Genomic DNA, 18,156 nt, shown 5'->3' on the forward strand with positions numbered 1-18,156 from the left:
ATGGATATGATACAGGAGAAAACCTACGAGAGCATTTATTATCAGCTATGGGAATTGTCACAGCGATATAAAACTTTTACACAATTTCGTGTAATTGGAAAAAGCCATGACGACAGAATGATTCCCATGCTGGAAATAGGAACAGGAGATACCTGCATTTTTTGTGTGGCCGGTTTTTCGGGTGTAGATTGGATGATGTCGGACAGGCTAACAGAGGTGACAATGGAACTTTGCAGGAATTACGAATGTGGTTGGATGGTAAAGGAGTTTTATGAAGTAAAAAAACTTCTGGATACGACAAGGTTATGTATCATTCCGGTAGTAAATCCGGATGGTTATGAAATCTGTCGCAGAGGATATGGTGCTGTGCGGAATCCAATTTTCCGTCAAATGTTAAAAATGCAGGATATTCCATGTGATGAGTTTGTGTGCAATGCAAGAGGAATGAATCCGGTTTTAAATTTCCCAACCAGTTTCAGCAGCAGAAAAAAGATTCATCAGCAGCCGGCAAGTGAAAATGAAACCAGAGCTTTGATAAGGATTTTTCAGGAATATGGAGGCAGAGGGCTGCTTGTTTTTTGCGGATCAGGGAAAAAAATTGTGTATTATCGACAGGACCAGAAATTTTCCACAGGACCACGATGTCATCGTCTTGCCAGACATTTGAAGAAATGCACAGATGGAAAATTGGAGCGGTTTCATACAGAGAATGAAAAAAGAAGTACTGGAAGACCGGAACAGTTTTATGGAGAGATTATTCATCAGCCGGCATTCCGGATCGAAATTCCTGTTACAGGGAAAAACCGGGAAGAGGAGAAAATGGAAATACAGGAACTGATGCTGCTTCCATTAGAATATATTTATTCTCTTACACAATAAAGAAATCCGCCGCAAACAGATCTCACAGTTTGCGGCGGATTTGGGGAATGTCGAATTCTGTCGGACGAATTTCATTGACTTCTCCTGAAACAAGTTTTATAATGACAACATCTGAAAAAGATCTTTTAAATTTTCTATACCGTCTTTACCAGGCGGACATTCCGGAACGGTTCCGTTCCATAAAATTCCTGATTTATTATTAAGTAACCATTTATTATCTGTATTTGAAAAAGAAAGAGGATTTTTTATGTACTGCTATGTTGGGAGCAGATCGCCACCATTTGGAGACGGGCAGAAATCAAGATACTCTTTTTCCGTAAAAATGGAAGTCATCATCATGAAAAAATTTTTTCGCTGTATTTTTAACACGGCTCTGGGAATAATGTTTGTGACTGCATTCATTCTTCTCTTTCCAGGTCTTTTTGGAATTCGGCCATATGTGGTCTATTCCGGTTCCATGGAGCCGGAAATCCAAACAGGAGCTGTTGTTTTCACAAAGGTGGAGAAGTTATCTCCTGAAAAAGGAGATATTATTACGTTTCGCAACAGGGATACCGTTATCACGCACAGAGTGGTAAAGAAACAAAACGGTACCTGGATCACAAAAGGTGATGCGAACAAAACTGCGGACCCTGTCCCTGTGGAAGAGTCGCAGATTATCGGGCGGGTAGTCTTTTGCCTGCCTTATCTGGGCTATGTACTTTATTTTCTGAAAGCCCGGATTCCGTTTGCTGCCGTATGTATTGCGGCAGGTCTGTCAGTGATCTCTGATCTGGCATATACCCCTAAAAAAATTAAAAAAGAAATATCTGGAGGATTAAATTATGATGAAAAATAAAAAAATGGTAAAAGGAATCGCACTTGGAGCAATGATCGCAGCACTGGCAGCAGGAGGAACTGCGGCTTATCTTACAGATTTTGAAACTGCTACCAACAGTTTTACCGTAGGAAAAGTAGATATTGCTTTGGAAGAACCTGGATGGAAACCGGAAGAAAACACCAAGATTGTACCTACTCAGGTAATCAAAAAAGATCCTTATGTGGAAAACAAAGGAGTAAATGAAGCTTTTGTATACCTGGAAGTATCTGTTCCTGTGAGAGAAATCATTACCGCAGCCGCAGATGGAACCAGAAATAATCTGGAAAAAACGGAGTTGTTCAGTTATTCCAAGAACAGTGACTGGACACAGATGGAGAGAAAAGAAATCGGACAGAATATGGTGTATACATATGCCTATAATCATATTCTGAATCCCGGGGAAAAAACAACAACACTGTTTGACACCGTAACATTTGCCAATATTATTGAAGGGCAGCTGGATATGCAGCAGTTGGATATGCCTGTAAGAGCCTATGCAATTCAGGCTACCAATACAGGAGACGGCAGTACAACTGTTCTGGAACAGGCCAAAGCTGCTTATCAGAAATATGTAAATCAGAACAAAGGACAGGCTGGTGGTGTCACTAAATGAGAAAGCTGAAAAATCCGGTGCTGTTTCTTTTTATAGCCGGAACTATCTGTGCAGCAGGGACAGCGGCATATTTTTCGGATTCCGATAATAGGATAAATGAAGTTGCTGTGGGAACTGTGACAACAGAAATTGAAGAAAATTTTCCGGACCCTACCCCCACACCAATGGAGAATAATCCATCTTACAGAAAAGAAATCTGGACAGGAAATTTTTCCAGCAGTGAAAAAGGATTTAACGCAGACTGTTATGTAAGGATGATGGTTTCCTACTCTGATGATGATATAGGAAGAGGAGTAGAAATTCTGGGAATGGATACAGTAAACTGGGTGTACAGCAATGAGGATGGCTATTATTACTACCGTAATGTGGTTGCGGAAGGAGAAAAGACGACGCCCTTATGTACAGGTTTTCGGATTGATTCAGCAAAAATTGATGATACATATAAAAATAGTCTTTCAGATTTTGCAATCAATATATACGAAGAATCTGTACAGGCAGAAGGATTTGAGGATTTTAAAAGTGCATGGAGATATTTTGATAATCCGATATCTGGAAATGCAGAAAGGGGGAGGAATGGTTGAAAAGAGTTCTTAAAGTTCTGCTTGCGGGAATGTTTGCAGCTGGGAGTATCGCAGTCTGTGCTGTTGCCTACGGAAAATTTTCAGATTCTGTAACGGTAACCAATCATATCTCCACGGGAGATATCAATATCTCATTAAAAGAACTGGAGAAAAAGAATGGCAGAGAAATTGTCTATCAGGATAATAAAACAATCCTTCCCGGAGATAAAATATCCAAAATCCCAAGAATTACCAATCAGTCGGAGCCCTGCTGGATAAGGGTAAAGATTACATATACAGATAATCTGGAAAACAGGAAAGGGCTTGACGACAGTAATCTTACCGGCATGTCAAAATACTGGATAAAAAAAGGAAAATATTTTTACTGCACCAGAAAACTTGAACAGGGAGACAGCATAGACGTTTTTACAGGGATTTCGGTTCCGGAAGAATGGGAGCAGCCATATCAGGAAAAGAAACTGGGAATTACAATTGTTGCAGATGCCGTGCAGGCGGCAAACTTTTCGCCGGATTTTAAAGATATGACTCCATGGGGAAATCAGAAAATATTAAGATGTATTCATGATACCAGTGGACGGATTGTACAAAAAAAGAAACCGGTAAAATTGAATGTGGAATTTGAGGGAAATGCACATAAACTGATTGCGGCGCCGGAGGATTTTTTTGCCGGATTTTCCGCAGCTATGCCAGGAGATGTATTTGAGGATTCCGTAGAAATACGAAATACTACGGAACATACAGCAGAGATCTATTTTCGAACAGCACCGGAGTGTAAATCTGTGAAGGACCAGGAATTTCTGAAAAAATTGAAACTGGAAATATCCGTAGGTGAAAAGAAACTGTATTCGGGTGATCTTCTTGCAGCATCCTTAAATAAGCCGGTTTCGCTCGGAAAAATTAAGTCCGGAAAAGGAGAAAGCATGAAATTTCAGGTTACAGTTCCCAAAGAACTTGATAATACATATGCTCTTCGTGACGGAGATGTAAAATGGATTTTTTCTGTAAATGAAGAAGAAAAAGAAAACACAATTTTATCTCCAACGCCCGGACAGACTGAAAAAAAAGAAAAGTCTGACAGAGGTGATTCACAAAAAAACATTTCCTCAGAAAAGTCAGCTCCTGTAAAAACCGGAGACGAGACCGGAATTCTGTTTTTCCTGTTTATAGGAAGTACAGCGTTTTTTACAGCAATTCTGGTGCTTAGGAAAGGAGGAAGAAAAATTTGAAAAAAAGAATGACAGGGGCTGTGATGTCACTGCTGATTCTGGCTTCCTCCCTTGCAGTGTCAGACAGTTCCACAATGGGAAGTGCTCTGGAAAATGAAGCGGCAGAACATTCAGAAAGCATGTTTCTGGAAGAAGATGAAGATCAAAACAGTCAGGAAAATGTTGAGACAGATTCCGGCAATACAGATGTGGAGGAAGAGTTTTCGGAAGGGACAGGATCAGAAAGTGTTCTGGATGAAGAGATTTTTTCTTATGATGAGGAAACAGATGTGGAGGAAGAGCCTGAATTTACTTTGTTTTCTGAGGAGAACGCGGAAATACTGACAGGTGACAGCGAAGAAGCTGATCAGCTGATTCAGGAAATTGAAAACGGAGAAGTTTTTGCACTTTCTCCGGCACTTCCGGAAAGTTTTACAGGATCAGAAAGTGTTACAGTGTCTGCTTCTGATGAAGAAAACCTTTCCACCACAGCCTTAGACCCTTCACAGTATTATCTGGATGTCTGGACGAGAGTTTATTGTGATGAGGTTTGGACAGAGGCAAATGATTTTATAGGAAACGGAAACAAAACTCGTATGGGATGTACTTATCGTTCGGTACATTATATTGATGATACAGGAACAGAAAAAGTTTCTCCGCTGTACTGCCTGAAGGCAACCAAAGATGGTATGGATAGTACCATGCTGAAAGATGAAGCAGTTAAAGTATTGAAAAATGCTGTGATTCAAAAGCTTCTTTACTTTGGATATGGTGGTCCCGGAGATCTTGGAACGGGGTATGATCCATCCTGCAGCCATATAAGCTGGTCAAAATGGCAAAACCGATATGTTTTTACACATATCGCCCTTTCCATAGCTTATTTCAATGACCGTGGATATGCAACAGAAGCGGAAGTGGAACATGTGGGAATTAACCGCCTCATCGACAAGATAAAAACACTGACAATCCCTGCGAGAAACAAGGCATCTGTGTCTGTGAAAGGTGAAAACGGATGGGTGTCTGCAGTAGGACAGACGGTTCCTTTGAGCGTGTACCGTTCCAGGCCGGATACACTTCCTTATATACCGGACAGCATGAAAGACGGCTTTCAGATGAGCAACCTTATGAGAGTTACCGATGGTGCAAAGGCCGGGAACGGGATTACCATAACCAGGAATTCCACAGAAAAATGGCAGCTGGCTTACTGGACAAGCGCGTCAGAGTATAATTCCCAGAGAACCAGCCCCAAAATGATGACAGGAACCAGTCTTAGTTTAAAAGAAGGTGCGTATTTGTATTTGATTTTTCCTCTGAATACGACAGCATCTAGAAAATTTTCGTGTAAAATGCTGCTCCAGCCGGTATCATATATTCTTGTAGATGGAAAAGCACAGTCAGGAAAAGACGGAATGCAGGATTTTGGGGCATATGTATACCAGGGAACAAGGGGAAAGGTTGATTTTACGGTAAAACCATCCACCTATGGAAGTGTTAAACTGGTAAAAACAGAAGCAAATACAGGGAAAAAAATTGCAAATGCCCAATATGCAATCTATGCAGGAGAAGATGTGAAATCTGGTTACCGTGTTATGTACAAAAAAGATCAGAAAATTGAAACCGGGATTACGGATCAGAATGGAGGAATCACATATCTGAAATTGCCTCCGGGACGGTATTATGTAAAGGAGATAAAAGCCCCTTCTGGTTATGTACTGAGCACAGTAATAAAAAATGTTACGGTAACTGCTAGTAAGACAGCATCTGTTGCAGTGACAGATATTATGAATATAAGCGGAACGGCAGTTATTACAAAAAAAGACGGAGATACTGGTGCTCCTCTTGCCGGTGCGGAATTTACGTTGTATGAGTGGAGCAAAAAGACCGGAAGTTATGGAAAGACAGGAACGCTCCTTACATACAACAGCCAGAATCGGGTATATGAGTCGGGAGAATTTTTTTATACAGAAGACAATCAGGGAAAATTCAGGATTCGTGAAACAAAAGCTCCCGCAAATTATACAGGAAACTGGCAGAAAGATTTTCAGCTTACAGAACCCGGTACGCATAAAAAATATTCCTTTGAAGTTCTGAATTATCAGGCAGATAAACGCAGAATAGAGATTCGGAAAACAGACGAAAATACGGGGGATGTTCTGAAAGATGCACAGTTTACACTGTATGAGTACAGTATTTCTCAAAACGCTTACAAGGCAGAAGGAATTGTACTGAAATATGAAGAAGAAAGTCAGATTTATGTCAGTGAGGAACTTCTGGTAACTTCGGACAATAATGGAAAATTTAAAATTGTGGAAACCAAAATTCCGACGGGCTATGAGGGTAGCTGGGAACAGGAAATTGATATCACAGACAAAAATGAAAGTCTTGCATTTCATGTAACCAACAGACCGTTGCCGGAGTATAAAGGCCGGATACGTCTGAAAAAAACAGATGTTTATACAGGAAAATCTCTGGAAGATGCGGAGTTTACCGTATATCAGTGGAACCGTAGGAAAGGATTTTATGAAGATAATCTGGGTGAAAAAAGACTTTTGAAATATGATAGAGAAGACGGCTATTATTATACGGAGGCTTTGATGATCACAGATGAAAATCTTGGAAAGTTCCGGATTATAGAAACCAGAAATCCTGCAAATTATACAGGAAAATATGAAAAAGATGTTGTTTTTCAGAAAAAAGCGGATACGGATATAGACGAAATTCTGCTTCAGGCAGAAAATACCCCAATGATATTACCACTGGGAACAATAACTGTAACCAAAAAAATAAAAGAAAATGATATTACATGGGCTCATGGAAATCCGACCTTTTTCTTTGTAGCAGAGGGAACCGATCTGTCGGGAGCTGCTCATCGTTATGAGGATTATGTGACTTTTGTGCCGGATAACTATGAAACAGATGGTAACGGCTATGCAACAGTTTCTGTTACACTTCGAAATATTCCGCTGGGACAGTATACAATCTGGGAGAAACCAGTTCTCAGATATTATCTGAAAGATGTGTGGGCAGATACAGAAAATGTACGGATCACAAAAAAGGCAGAAGCGGCTTATGGAAAAGATCCAAAGGAGACAGCAGTGGGAACTGCAGCATTAACAGTGGAAAAACCGGACGCAGCGCTTACTTTTTTAAATGAAAAAGCCAGATACGACAAATTTTCTCATACGGACTGTATAAAAAACACAATCCCGTTGTTATTTTCCTGATAAAACAGACCGGAAGACAGAAAGCAGATTCTGTCCTTTCCGGTCTGTTTTGGGATTTCAGGTATATTTCGGAGAAAAACTTTTTACAATAGAACAGAGAGAAACAGGTCAGGAGTGGGTCTATGGACATCAGAAAAGTTCGAAGAAATATTTTGGTCTGGATTATGATTTTTTGTTTTGTTTTTGCTCCGCAGAAAACATGGGGAGAAATCACAGAAAATCAGGAAAAAGTACAGCAGGATCTTGTGGAGGCACCAGGAGCTGTACTGATGGAAAAAGAAACGGGAACTGTGATTTACTCAAAAGATCCGGATACCAGAAGAAGTCCGGCCAGTATTACGAAAATTATGACATTAATTCTGATTTTTGATGCAATACAGAGCGGAAAACTGCATCTGGAGGATACCATAACAACCAGTGCTTATGCAAAATCCATGGGAGGCTCCCAGGTTTTTCTGGAAGAAGGGGAAACCCAGAAAGCGGAAACCATGATCAAGTGCATTGTGATAGCTTCCGGAAATGATGCCAGCGTGGCTATGGCCGAACATCTTGCGGGAACGGAGCAGGCTTTTGTAGAGCAGATGAATGAGAGGGCAAAAGGGCTGGGGATGAAAAATACCCACTTTGTGGATTGCTGCGGACTGACAGAATCGGAAGAACATTATACAACCCCTTACGATATTGCGCTCATGAGCCGGGAACTGATTTTTCGATATCCGGAGATCCTTACATATTCATCCGTATGGATGGAGGATATCACTCATGTTACCAGAAAAGGTTCTTCCACATTTACATTGACGAACACCAATAAACTGTTACGTAGTTATGATGGCTGCAAGGGGCTGAAAACAGGAAGTACCAGTCTCGCAAAATACTGTCTCAGTGCGGTGGCAGAGAAAAATGGGATTACATTGATTGCAGCTGTGATGGCGGCACCGGATCCCAAAACAAGATTCCGGGATGCAGCGGCACTTTTGAATTATGGCTTTTCAAAATGTACCTTATATCTGGATGAGGCGCTGGAACCATTAAAACCCCAGAAAATTCGAAGAGGAGTAAAACAGGAGGTGACGCTTGTATACAAAAATAAATTTCGATATCTCAGCACAGATGGAACAAAACCAGATCATGTAAAAAAGAAAGTGATTCTTCCGAAAGAACATACTGCTCCGGTAATAAAAGGAGAAAAAGCCGGAGAACAGGAATATTATCAGGATGGAAAAAAGCTAGGGAGCATTGATATTCTGTATGGGGAAACCGTAAAAAGAGCAGGATATTATGACTGGCTGAAGCGGACCGTGCAGGCAGTTTTGCTGTGAAAATTTGTTGTGAATAGACACCTTACTGACACACATATTTTGACAAAGAGGTATCTCAGGATGTATAATATAACAGATTGAAGAAATAACAGCGCAGAGAAGGGATTTTGGATGAAAGAAATCAGAACAGAAGATGCGGTAGGTCATATTTTATGCCATGATATCACGCAGATCATAAAAGATGAAAAAAAAGGCGTTCTTTTCAAAAAAGGGCATGTAGTAAAAGAAGAAGATATTCCACTTCTGCTCTCGGTAGGAAAAGAACACCTTTTTGTGTGGGAGAAAAAAGAGGGAATTCTTCATGAAAATGAAGCGGCGCAGATTCTTTATAAGATCTGTGCGGGAGATTCTTCCAAAGTACATGGAACTGATATCAAAGAGGGTAAGATTGAAGTAATATCAAAAATAGACGGTGTTCTGAAAATTCGCCGAAAAGCACTTATGGCAGTGAATTCTCTGGGAGAGATGATGATTGCATCCAGGCATGGGGATTTTCCGGTAAAAAAAGAAGAAAAAATTGCAGGAACCAGAATTATTCCGCTTGTAATTGAAAAAGAAAAAATGGATGCTGCAAAGGCAGCAGCAGGAGAAACGCCGATTTTTGATATTCTGCCCTATCAGAAAAAGAAAGTGGGAATTGTCACAACTGGAAGCGAAATTAAAAAGGGGCTGATACAGGACACTTTTACTCCGGTATTAGAAGAAAAGCTTTCCGAGTTTCCAACAGAGATTCTGGGTCAGGTAATGCCAGGAGATGATAAAGAACAGATTACAGCGGAAATTCTTTCTTTTGCGGACAGGGGAGCGGATCTGATTGTCTGTACTGGTGGGATGAGTGTGGATCCGGATGACCGTACACCTGGAGGAATTCGTGATACAGGAGCCGAAATTGTGACGTACGGAGCGCCGGTACTTCCAGGGGCGATGCTTCTGGTTTCATATCTTAAAAGAAATGAAAAGACCATACCAGTTCTTGGACTTCCAGGATGCGTTATGTATGCAAAGAGAACGGTGTTTGACCTGATTTTGCCAAGGGTGATGGCGGATGATGAAATAAAGGCAGAGGAAATTGCGTCACTGGGAGAAGGCGGACTGTGCTTGAACTGTCCGGTATGTACATTCCCTAATTGCGGATTTGGAAAATAGGATGAAAGATTTCAGAGTTAAAAAATATCAGATTCATACAGACAAGATTCAAAATCCGGAAGGTGTGCGTTTCGTATTGCTGGCAGATCTTCATGGGATTTCCTATGGGAGGGACAATATACGACTTGTGGAAACAATCCGCAGGCTCAATCCGGATGGGGTACTCTCTGCCGGTGATATGGCTGTGCGTACGCAGCCTGATACGCTTGTCACGGCATGCAAATTACTGAAAAAACTGGAACATGATTTTCCGGTATATTATGCACTGGGAAATCATGAGTATAAAATGGCTCTTTCGGAGGAATATCGGGGATATTATGAAAAATATGAAAAAATGCTGAAAGCGGCAGGCGTGCATATCCTGAGAAATACCCATGAGCACGCAATTTTTAAGGGAGAACATTTCTGTTTCTGGGGTCTTGAACTTCCCATTGAGTATTATCACAAACCCAAATCTCCGAAACTTAAGACAGAAATGATGGAAGAACTGATTGGAAAATCCGGAAAAAATGGAATGCAGATTCTTCTGGCCCATAATCCCAAATATGGAAAAACATATTTTGACTGGGGAGCAGATATCATCCTGTCAGGACATTATCATGGAGGGGTTGTCCGCTTAAGTGAGCATCACGGTCTTTCCTCTCCACAGTACCTGGTGCTGCCTCCTTTTTGCTGCGGAGATTTTCATAAGGGAGAGCAGCATATGTTTGTCAGTGCCGGGCTTGGGGAACACACGATTCCTCTGCGGATTCATAATCCCAGAGAACTGCTGGTAATCGATGTGAAACCTTTCGAAAAAACGAAATGAGGAAACCATATGGCAATATCTGTTAAGCTGAATGTATTTGAAGGTCCGCTGGATCTTCTGCTTCATCTGATTGACAAGAATAAAATAGATATTTATGATATTCCTATTGTAGAGATTACCGACCAGTATATGGAGTATTTGCATTCCATGGAAAAAGAAGACCTTGGTGTTATGAGCGAATTTCTGGTTATGGCGGCGACACTTCTGGATATCAAGTGCAGGATGCTTCTTCCAAAAGAGATCAACGAAGAGGGAGAAGAGGAAGATCCGAGAGCAGAACTGGTGCAGAAACTTCTGGAGTATAAAATGTATAAATATATGTCCTATGAGCTGAGAGACCGGCTTGGAGACGCGGCAGGAGTTTATTACCGGAAACAGGATCTTCCAGAGGAAGTGATGCAGTATACGCCGCCGGCAGATCCACAGGAACTTCTTCGAGGACTGACACTGGAAAAAATGAGTGCGATTTATCAGGCACTGATTCGCAGACAGGAAAATAAAATCGATCCGATTCGAAGTAAATTCGGGCGGATTGAAAAGGAAGAAATATCCCTGTCAGATAAGCTCCTTGAGATGCGGGAGTATGCCAGGACTAACCGAAAATTCAGCTTTCGCCAGCTGATGGAAAACCAGCATTCAAAGATACAGCTGATTGTTACTTTTCTGGCAATTCTGGAACTTATGAAAATGGGACATGTCCATGCACAGCAGGCAGATCTTTTTGATGACATTCATGTAGAAGTAGTTACAGATCCGGAAACATGGAAGAATCTGACAGAGTTTGCAGACGAATAATACAGCAGGAATGAGGATAACAAGTGGAAATTAAACGAATTGAAGGAGAGATAGAGGCCATTCTTTTTGCAATGGGTGAGGCTGTGGAGTTAAGCCGTATTGCCAAAGCAATTCAGCAGGATATGACTATAACGGAAAACATCATTCGAAATATGGTGATTCGTTATCAGGAAGAGGATCGGGGAATTCAGATTATTGAACTTGAAAATTCTTTTCAGCTCTGTACAAAAAAAGAATATTATGATTCTCTTATAAGAATTGCCGCACAGCCCAAAAAACCGACATTAACGGATGTTATGCTTGAGACTCTTTCTATTATTGCTTACAAACAGCCGGTTACAAAAGCAGAGATTGAGAAAATCAGAGGAGTGAAATGTGACCATGCCATTAACAAACTGATGGATTATGATCTGGTGCGGGAACTGGGCCGACTGGATGCGCCGGGACGTCCGATTCTGCTTGGCACCACAGAAGAATTTCTGCGCTGCTTTGGTGTTCAGGGCCTGGATGAACTTCCGGAAATGGATCCTGTTCAGCTGGAAGATTTCAAGGCAGAAGCAGAGGAAGAAATTCAGCTGAAACTGGATGTATAAAGGAAAACACTGACAGATACCAGAACATCGGGAACGGCCGGACAGATCTATGGGAACAGAAGAGGAGGAACAGAAAATGCCTACGACATATACACATGATCTTTTTGGAAAAAGGGTTTATCGGAAGCTTCCTGCAAAATTGCAGCACCTGATTCGAAGCAACGGAAATCTGTACCGAATTGGACAGCATGGACCGGATATTCTGTTTTATTATTTCATATCCAAAAATCCGGTGACGCAGTACGGAGTGCGTATGCATGGCCAGAAGGCCAGGGATTTCTTTGAAAAAGGAATGAAAAAAGTCCGGGAGGAGAAAAATCCTGCACTTATGGCATATATGCTGGGATTTGGCTGCCATTATATTTTGGATTCCACCTGCCATCCTTATGTAAATCAGGTGGCGGCAGAGGGAAAAATCTCCCATACGCTTCTGGAAAAGGAATTTGACCGTATGCTGATGTATGAAACCGGAAAAAATCCCTTACGTTTTTATCCGTCGCATGGTATCCGTGCCAGCTTTTACAGTGCCAGAACCATTCATCAGGTGCTTCCACTGATCCGTACATGGAATATTTACCTTTCCCTGAAAATGATGAAAATTTTCACCTGCATTCTGGTATGTGATGATGGAGGAAGAAAAAAACGTCTTTCCGAGCATGCGCTTTCTCCGGCGGGCCGGAAACGGGCTGCTTTTATCACAGAGTTTTTTATGAGCCCGGAACCGGAGGTGGACTGCAGAAAAGAACTTCTGAAACTGGACAGCCTTATGGAAGAAGCTCTGGAAAAAGCACCGGATATGCTTGAAGAACTCTCTGCGCTGGCAGTTCGTCCGGGACATCTTTCTGAACGATGGAATTTGACCTTTAATGGATAATGAATTTGACGGATAAAAATAGAAAGTTATATCACTGGGATACTCCTGCATAAAATTAAAAATATAGTGGTTGCTGCAAACAATTATAGAAATGTATGCGGGGTGATAGTATGAAAAACAGGCGTATGGCCGCTGTCGTGCTGATGACAGCGGTCCTTATTATTCTGCAGATATTTCCTGTCTGGGCGAAAGAAGAGCAGCTTTATGCGCTTTCGGCAGTTCTTATGGATGGAGAAACCGGACGGGTGCTGTATGGAAAAGAGGCTTATAAAGGACGGCCAAATGCCAGCACTACAAAAGTCATGACCTGTATTCTGGCTCTTGAGATGGCCTCCGGAGATGATTATGTACAGGTCTCCAGGAATGCGGCATCACAGCCACAGACGCACCTGGGGATGCGGGAAGGTCAGCAGTTTTATCTGGAAGACCTTCTGTATTCCCTGATGTTGAAAAGCCATAACGATACGGCGGTGGCAATTGCAGAGCATATTGGTGGTTCTGTGGAAAAGTTTGCAGTTCTGATGAACGAAAAAGCAAAGGTACTGGGATGCAAAGATACACATTTTGTGACACCGAATGGTCTGGATGCAGAAGATGAAGGGGGGATTCATCACACGACTGCCAGGGATCTGGCACTGATTATGGCGTATGCCATAAAAAATGAGACATTTGTTCATATCACGCAGACTAGAGATTATACATTTTCAGACATTTCCGGAAAGGAACATTATTCGGTGCATAATACCAATGCATTTCTGGATATGGAGACCGGCGTAATTTCCGGAAAAACCGGCTTTACCGGAAATGCCGGATACTGTTATGTCTGTGCTGTACGGCAGGATGAAAAACTGTTTATTGTGGCACTGTTGGGATGTGGCTGGCCCGGAAATAAAAATTACAAATGGTCTGATACAAAAAAACTGCTGTCTTATGGCAGGGAAAATTACAGTTATGTGTTGCTTCCGGATCTTCCGGATCTGCCGGAAATTACAGTGACAGATGCTGTGCCGGAGGAAAACAGTCCATACCCGGAAAAAAAGAAAGGGTCAGGATATTCGGAAATACATAGGAGATTAAAAGTACATGCGACTCTGCCAGAGAGGGAGCAGGCGAAAAGATATCTTCTGAAAAAAACGGAAACAATTATCTGGAAAACAGATCTCCCAGATAAAATAGCGGCACCAGTGCGGGAAAACCAGAAGATTGGTACACTTCGAGCAATGTTGAATGGAAAAGAAATAACTTCCTGTTCTGTGACAGCGAATGAGAAAATCGGCAGGATCACCTATAAATGGTATGTAAATAAGGTTTTTCAGGATTATTTTCACTAATCCGTCAACCCCTGGCATCTGTCAGGGGTTAATTTTTTAACATTCATGACGAAAAGTATTGAATTTTCGCTTAAAAAAAGGTACAATTATACTCGGCTGAATTTTTGGTTATATTAATAAAAAAATGGAGGGCATAGTATAATGAGTAATGCGACACAAAGCGTAGCGGCTGCAAGGATCAATTCCCTGCTTGACGCCAACAGTTTTGTTGAGATCGGACAGGCTGTCACAGCCAGAGCTACAGATTTCAACATGACTGAAAAAAAAGCACCTTCAGATGGTGTGATCACCGGATATGGTGTGATTGACGGCAGTCTGGTGTATGTATACAGCCAGGATGCATCTGTACTGAACGGAACAGTTGGTGAGATGCATGCCAAAAAGATCGCCAAAATTTATGATCTCGCTCTGAAAGTAGGAGCACCTGTTATCGGTCTTGTAGACTGTGCGGGACTTCGTCTTCAGGAGGCTACTGATGCACTTGAGGCATTTGGTGAGATCTATCTGAAACAGACACTGGCATCCGGCGTTGTTCCGCAGATCACTGCTGTTTTCGGAACATGTGGCGGTGGAATGGCAGTTGTACCGGCTCTTACAGACTTTACATTTGTAGAGGAGAAAAAGGGCAGACTGTTTGTAAACACTCCGAATGCACTGGAAGGAAACAGAGTGGAAAAATGCGATTCAGCTTCCGCAAAGTTTCAGAGCGAGGAGACAGGACTTGTTGACGGTATCGGAACAGAAGAGGAGATCCTTGGACAGATCCGTACTCTGATCAGCATGCTTCCTGAGAATAATGAAGACAATGACAGCTTCAAAGAGTGCACAGACGACCTGAACAGAGTATGTGATGATATCGCAGGCTGCACAGGTGACACAGCCATCGCACTTTCAAGAATCGCTGATAATGGTGAATTCTTTGAGACAAAAGCAGCTTACGGACAGGATATCGTAACCGGTTTCCTTCGCCTGAACGGAGCTACTGTTGGTGCTGTTGCAAACAGAAGCGAATCCTATGATGCTGATGGCAATAAGACTGAGGTTTCCGATGGAACTCTTTCAGCCAGAGGCGCAAGAAAAGCAGCAGATTTCGTAAAATTCTGTGATGCTTTTGAAATCCCGGTACTTACTCTTACCAATGTAACAGGATTTAAAGCCACTCTCTGTAACGAGAAGATGATGGCAAAATCCGTAGGTGAGATGGTACATGCTTTTGCATCCGCAACGGTACCGAAGGTAAATGTTGTAGTTGGTAAAGCATATGGAACCGCATACGTTGCCATGAACAGCAAGTCCGTTGGAGCAGATATGGTTTACGCATGGGACAGTGCAGAGATCGGTATGATGGATGCTTCCCTTGCAGCAAAGATCATGTATGAGGGAGCTGACGCTTCTACACTGAATGAGAAGGCAGCCGAGTATAAAGAGCTCCAGAACGGTATCGCATCCGCAGCAGCAAGAGGATATGTGGATACTGTGATCAAAGCAGAGGATACAAGAAAATATGTAATCGGTGCTTTTGAGATGCTGTTCACAAAAAGGGAAGACCGTCCATCCAAAAAGCATGGAACAGTCTAAGTGAGGTGAGCGTATGAGACAGTTTTATAAAAAGATCTCTTCTGTCTGCCTGGCATTCCTTTGCGTAGCCGCACTTCTGATCGGATGCACAGCTACTGCATGGGCTGCTGATGAGGTTGATGATACTGTAAAGAGTCAGCTCGTTACAACAACCAAAGGCCTGACAGATGCGATCATCGCGATGTCTGATGAAGATCTCCAGGGTTATCTGGAATCAGAGGATGCTTTCACACAGAGTGCTGCAAGCGCATGGGACGGCTCCAGAGAAGAGCTTGGTGAGAAGAAAGGTGATATCGATGAGAAAGATATCACAGTAGAGTATTCCGATGATCAGTATACCGTTGTTGTTCCGGTATCCTTCGAGAAAAACAAAGCGAATTTCACTTATGTATTTGATAAATCAGGAACACCGACTTCTCTTTCTGTTGATGTAAATTATACACTGGCACAGAATATGGAGAAGGCAGCCATGAACACACTGATGGGTCTTGGAACCGTATTTGTGATCCTGGTATTCCTGATCTTCGTGATCTCTCTTTTCAAATATATTCCTGGCCTTGTGGAAGGAAAGAAAAAAGAGAGCGCACCGGCTCCAGCAGCCGCAGCACCGGCACCGGTTGCAGTAGCACCAGTTGCCGAGCCTGTAGTTGAGGATGTGACAGACGATGGTGAGCTTGTTGCCGTTATCGCAGCAGCAATTGCTGCTTCTGAAGGCAAAACAAGCACAGACGGATTCGTAGTACGTTCCATCCGTAAAGTCAACCGCAGAAAAAGATAATCATTATTTAGGAGGATTTTAAAATGAAGAGTTATACAATTACTGTTAACGGAACAGCATATGAAGTTACTGTAGAAGAGAACGGAAACGCAGCAGCTCCAGCAGCAGCTCCGAAGGCCGCAGCACCGGCACCGAAGGCAGCTCCAGCAGCAGCTCCGAAGGCCGCAGCACCGGCAGCAGGCGCAGGTTCTGTTAAAGTTTCCGCAGCCGTTCCTGGAAAAGTTGTAAAAATCGTTGCATCTGTTGGACAGAGCGTAAAAGCTGGTGACAGCGTAGTTATCGTTGAGTCCATGAAGATGGAGATCCCGGTTGTTGCTCCTCAGGACGGAACAATCGCCAGCATCGATGTTGCAGAGGGTGCTGCCGTTGAAAATGGAGATACTCTTGCAACAATGAACTAAACAGGAGGTAGACAAATGTCTTATGTAACAAATACCCTGTCAAACCTGATCCATCAGACAGCATTTTTCAACCTTACCTGGGGAAACTACCTGATGATCGCAGTGGCATGTGTGTTCTTATATCTTGCCATTAAACATGGTTTTGAGCCGCTGCTGTTGGTTCCGATCGCTTTTGGTATGCTTCTGGTAAATATTTATCCGGACATTATGCTGAGCATTGAGGATTCATCCAATGGCGTTGGCGGACTTCTTCATTATTTTTACTTAATGGATGAGTGGAGTATTCTTCCTTCACTGATCTTCCTGGGTGTCGGTGCGATGACAGACTTCGGTCCGCTGATCGCAAACCCGATCAGCTTCCTGATGGGAGCAGCTGCACAGCTTGGTATTTACCTTGCATACTTCCTTGCAATTTTCCTTGGATTCAACGGAAAAGCAGCAGCAGCGATCTCCATCATCGGTGGTGCTGACGGCCCGACTTCCATTTTCCTTGCAGGTAAGCTTGGACAGTCTTCTCTTATGGGACCGATCGCAGTAGCAGCATATTCATATATGTCCCTGGTACCGATCATCCAGCCTCCGATCATGAAGGCGTTTACAACAGAGGAAGAGCGTAAGATCAAAATGGCGCAGCTCCGCCCTGTTACAAAACTTGAGAAGATCCTTTTCCCGATCGTTATCACAATCGTTGTTTGCCTGATCCTTCCGACAACAGCTCCCCTTGTTGGTATGCTGATGCTCGGAAACCTGTTCCGTGAGTCCGGAGTTGTTAAACAGCTTTCTGAAACAGCTTCCAACGCTCTTATGTACATCGTAGTAATCCTTCTTGGAACATCTGTAGGTGCTTCCACAAGTGCTGAGGCGTTCCTGAACGTAGATACACTGAAGATCGTAGTTCTTGGTCTTGTTGCTTTTGCCTGCGGTACTTTTGGTGGTGTTATGCTTGGTAAGCTTCTCTGCAAGGTTACTCACGGAAAGATCAATCCTCTGATTGGATCAGCCGGTGTTTCTGCCGTTCCTATGGCAGCCCGTGTATCCCAGAAGGTTGGTGCTGAGGCAGATCCTACAAACTTCCTGCTGATGCATGCGATGGGACCGAACGTTGCAGGTGTTATCGGTACAGCAGTTGCTGCCGGTACATTTATGGCGATCTTTGGCGTCTAACCCATTGT

Annotated in this window: 17 protein-coding genes; all 17 read left to right on the forward strand. The window is 42.7% G+C overall.

Annotated elements, in window-relative coordinates; all coding sequences use genetic code 11:
• The 17 genes from KQI39_RS01085 to KQI39_RS01165 all read left to right on the forward strand — a co-directional run bounded on the left by KQI39_RS01085 (nt 1) and on the right by KQI39_RS01165 (nt 18,148).
• Entirely contained in the window at nt 1–879 is an 879-nt protein-coding gene (locus KQI39_RS01085; RefSeq protein WP_148447964.1) for a M14 family zinc carboxypeptidase, read from the forward strand.
• A 247-nt stretch (nt 880–1,126) separates the two neighbouring features.
• Complete coding sequence (locus KQI39_RS01090) at nt 1,127–1,717, forward strand: signal peptidase I (protein WP_148447962.1); 591 nt, start codon at nt 1,127–1,129, stop codon at nt 1,715–1,717.
• On the forward strand, nt 1,704–2,351 hold the full coding sequence (locus KQI39_RS01095) for a TasA family protein (protein ID WP_148447960.1): 648 nt from the start codon (nt 1,704–1,706) through the stop codon (nt 2,349–2,351). The genes KQI39_RS01090 and KQI39_RS01095 overlap by 14 nt, the downstream gene beginning before the upstream one ends.
• Nucleotides 2,348–2,932, forward strand: coding sequence for a hypothetical protein (locus tag KQI39_RS01100; protein WP_148447958.1), 585 nt, complete (start codon nt 2,348–2,350; stop codon nt 2,930–2,932). The genes KQI39_RS01095 and KQI39_RS01100 overlap by 4 nt, the downstream gene beginning before the upstream one ends.
• On the forward strand, nt 2,929–4,158 hold the full coding sequence (locus KQI39_RS01105) for a hypothetical protein (RefSeq protein ID WP_173771198.1): 1,230 nt from the start codon (nt 2,929–2,931) through the stop codon (nt 4,156–4,158). The genes KQI39_RS01100 and KQI39_RS01105 overlap by 4 nt, the downstream gene beginning before the upstream one ends.
• The gene (locus KQI39_RS01110; protein ID WP_216415849.1) at nt 4,155–7,361 is read left to right on the forward strand and encodes a SpaA isopeptide-forming pilin-related protein; all 3,207 of its coding nucleotides are present in this window, start codon (nt 4,155–4,157) and stop codon (nt 7,359–7,361) included. Before KQI39_RS01105 ends, KQI39_RS01110 begins: the two co-directional genes overlap by 4 nt.
• Before the next feature lie 164 nt (nt 7,362–7,525).
• A complete protein-coding gene (locus KQI39_RS01115; RefSeq protein ID WP_432364558.1) occupies nt 7,526–8,680 on the forward strand; it encodes a D-alanyl-D-alanine carboxypeptidase family protein in 1,155 nt (384 codons plus the stop codon).
• 111 nt (nt 8,681–8,791) lie between these two features.
• On the forward strand, nt 8,792–9,826 hold the full coding sequence (locus KQI39_RS01120) for a molybdopterin-binding protein (RefSeq protein ID WP_216415851.1): 1,035 nt from the start codon (nt 8,792–8,794) through the stop codon (nt 9,824–9,826).
• A 1-nt stretch (nt 9,827) separates the two neighbouring features.
• Nucleotides 9,828–10,634, forward strand: coding sequence for a metallophosphoesterase (locus KQI39_RS01125; protein ID WP_216415853.1), 807 nt, complete (start codon nt 9,828–9,830; stop codon nt 10,632–10,634).
• A 9-nt stretch (nt 10,635–10,643) separates the two neighbouring features.
• Nucleotides 10,644–11,429 carry a segregation and condensation protein A gene (locus KQI39_RS01130; protein WP_216415855.1) on the forward strand — a complete coding sequence of 262 codons (786 nt, stop codon included), beginning with the start codon at nt 10,644–10,646 and terminating at the stop codon, nt 11,427–11,429.
• Nucleotides 11,430–11,452: 23 nt separating this feature from the next.
• Nucleotides 11,453–12,022 carry an SMC-Scp complex subunit ScpB gene (scpB, locus tag KQI39_RS01135; RefSeq protein WP_216415857.1) on the forward strand — a complete coding sequence of 190 codons (570 nt, stop codon included), beginning with the start codon at nt 11,453–11,455 and terminating at the stop codon, nt 12,020–12,022.
• A gap of 76 nt (nt 12,023–12,098) precedes the next feature.
• On the forward strand, nt 12,099–12,896 hold the full coding sequence (locus tag KQI39_RS01140; protein WP_173771188.1) for a zinc dependent phospholipase C family protein: 798 nt from the start codon (nt 12,099–12,101) through the stop codon (nt 12,894–12,896).
• Nucleotides 12,897–13,006: 110 nt separating this feature from the next.
• On the forward strand, nt 13,007–14,227 hold the full coding sequence (locus KQI39_RS01145) for a D-alanyl-D-alanine carboxypeptidase family protein (RefSeq protein ID WP_253293011.1): 1,221 nt from the start codon (nt 13,007–13,009) through the stop codon (nt 14,225–14,227).
• A gap of 141 nt (nt 14,228–14,368) precedes the next feature.
• Nucleotides 14,369–15,805, forward strand: a complete 1,437-nt coding sequence (locus KQI39_RS01150) for an acyl-CoA carboxylase subunit beta (RefSeq protein ID WP_216415859.1) — start codon at nt 14,369–14,371, stop codon at nt 15,803–15,805.
• 13 nt (nt 15,806–15,818) lie between these two features.
• Nucleotides 15,819–16,583 (forward strand): OadG family transporter subunit, encoded by a 765-nt coding sequence (locus KQI39_RS01155; RefSeq protein ID WP_216415861.1) that lies wholly within the window; start codon nt 15,819–15,821, stop codon nt 16,581–16,583.
• Between the two features lie 23 nt (nt 16,584–16,606).
• On the forward strand, nt 16,607–16,984 hold the full coding sequence (locus tag KQI39_RS01160) for a biotin/lipoyl-containing protein (RefSeq protein WP_216415864.1): 378 nt from the start codon (nt 16,607–16,609) through the stop codon (nt 16,982–16,984).
• A 15-nt stretch (nt 16,985–16,999) separates the two neighbouring features.
• On the forward strand, nt 17,000–18,148 hold the full coding sequence (locus KQI39_RS01165) for a sodium ion-translocating decarboxylase subunit beta (RefSeq protein WP_118168967.1): 1,149 nt from the start codon (nt 17,000–17,002) through the stop codon (nt 18,146–18,148).
• Nucleotides 18,149–18,156: the final 8 nt, after the last annotated feature.

This window comes from Blautia sp. MSJ-36, from assembly GCF_018917985.1.
GTDB lineage: Bacteria > Bacillota > Clostridia > Lachnospirales > Lachnospiraceae > Blautia_A.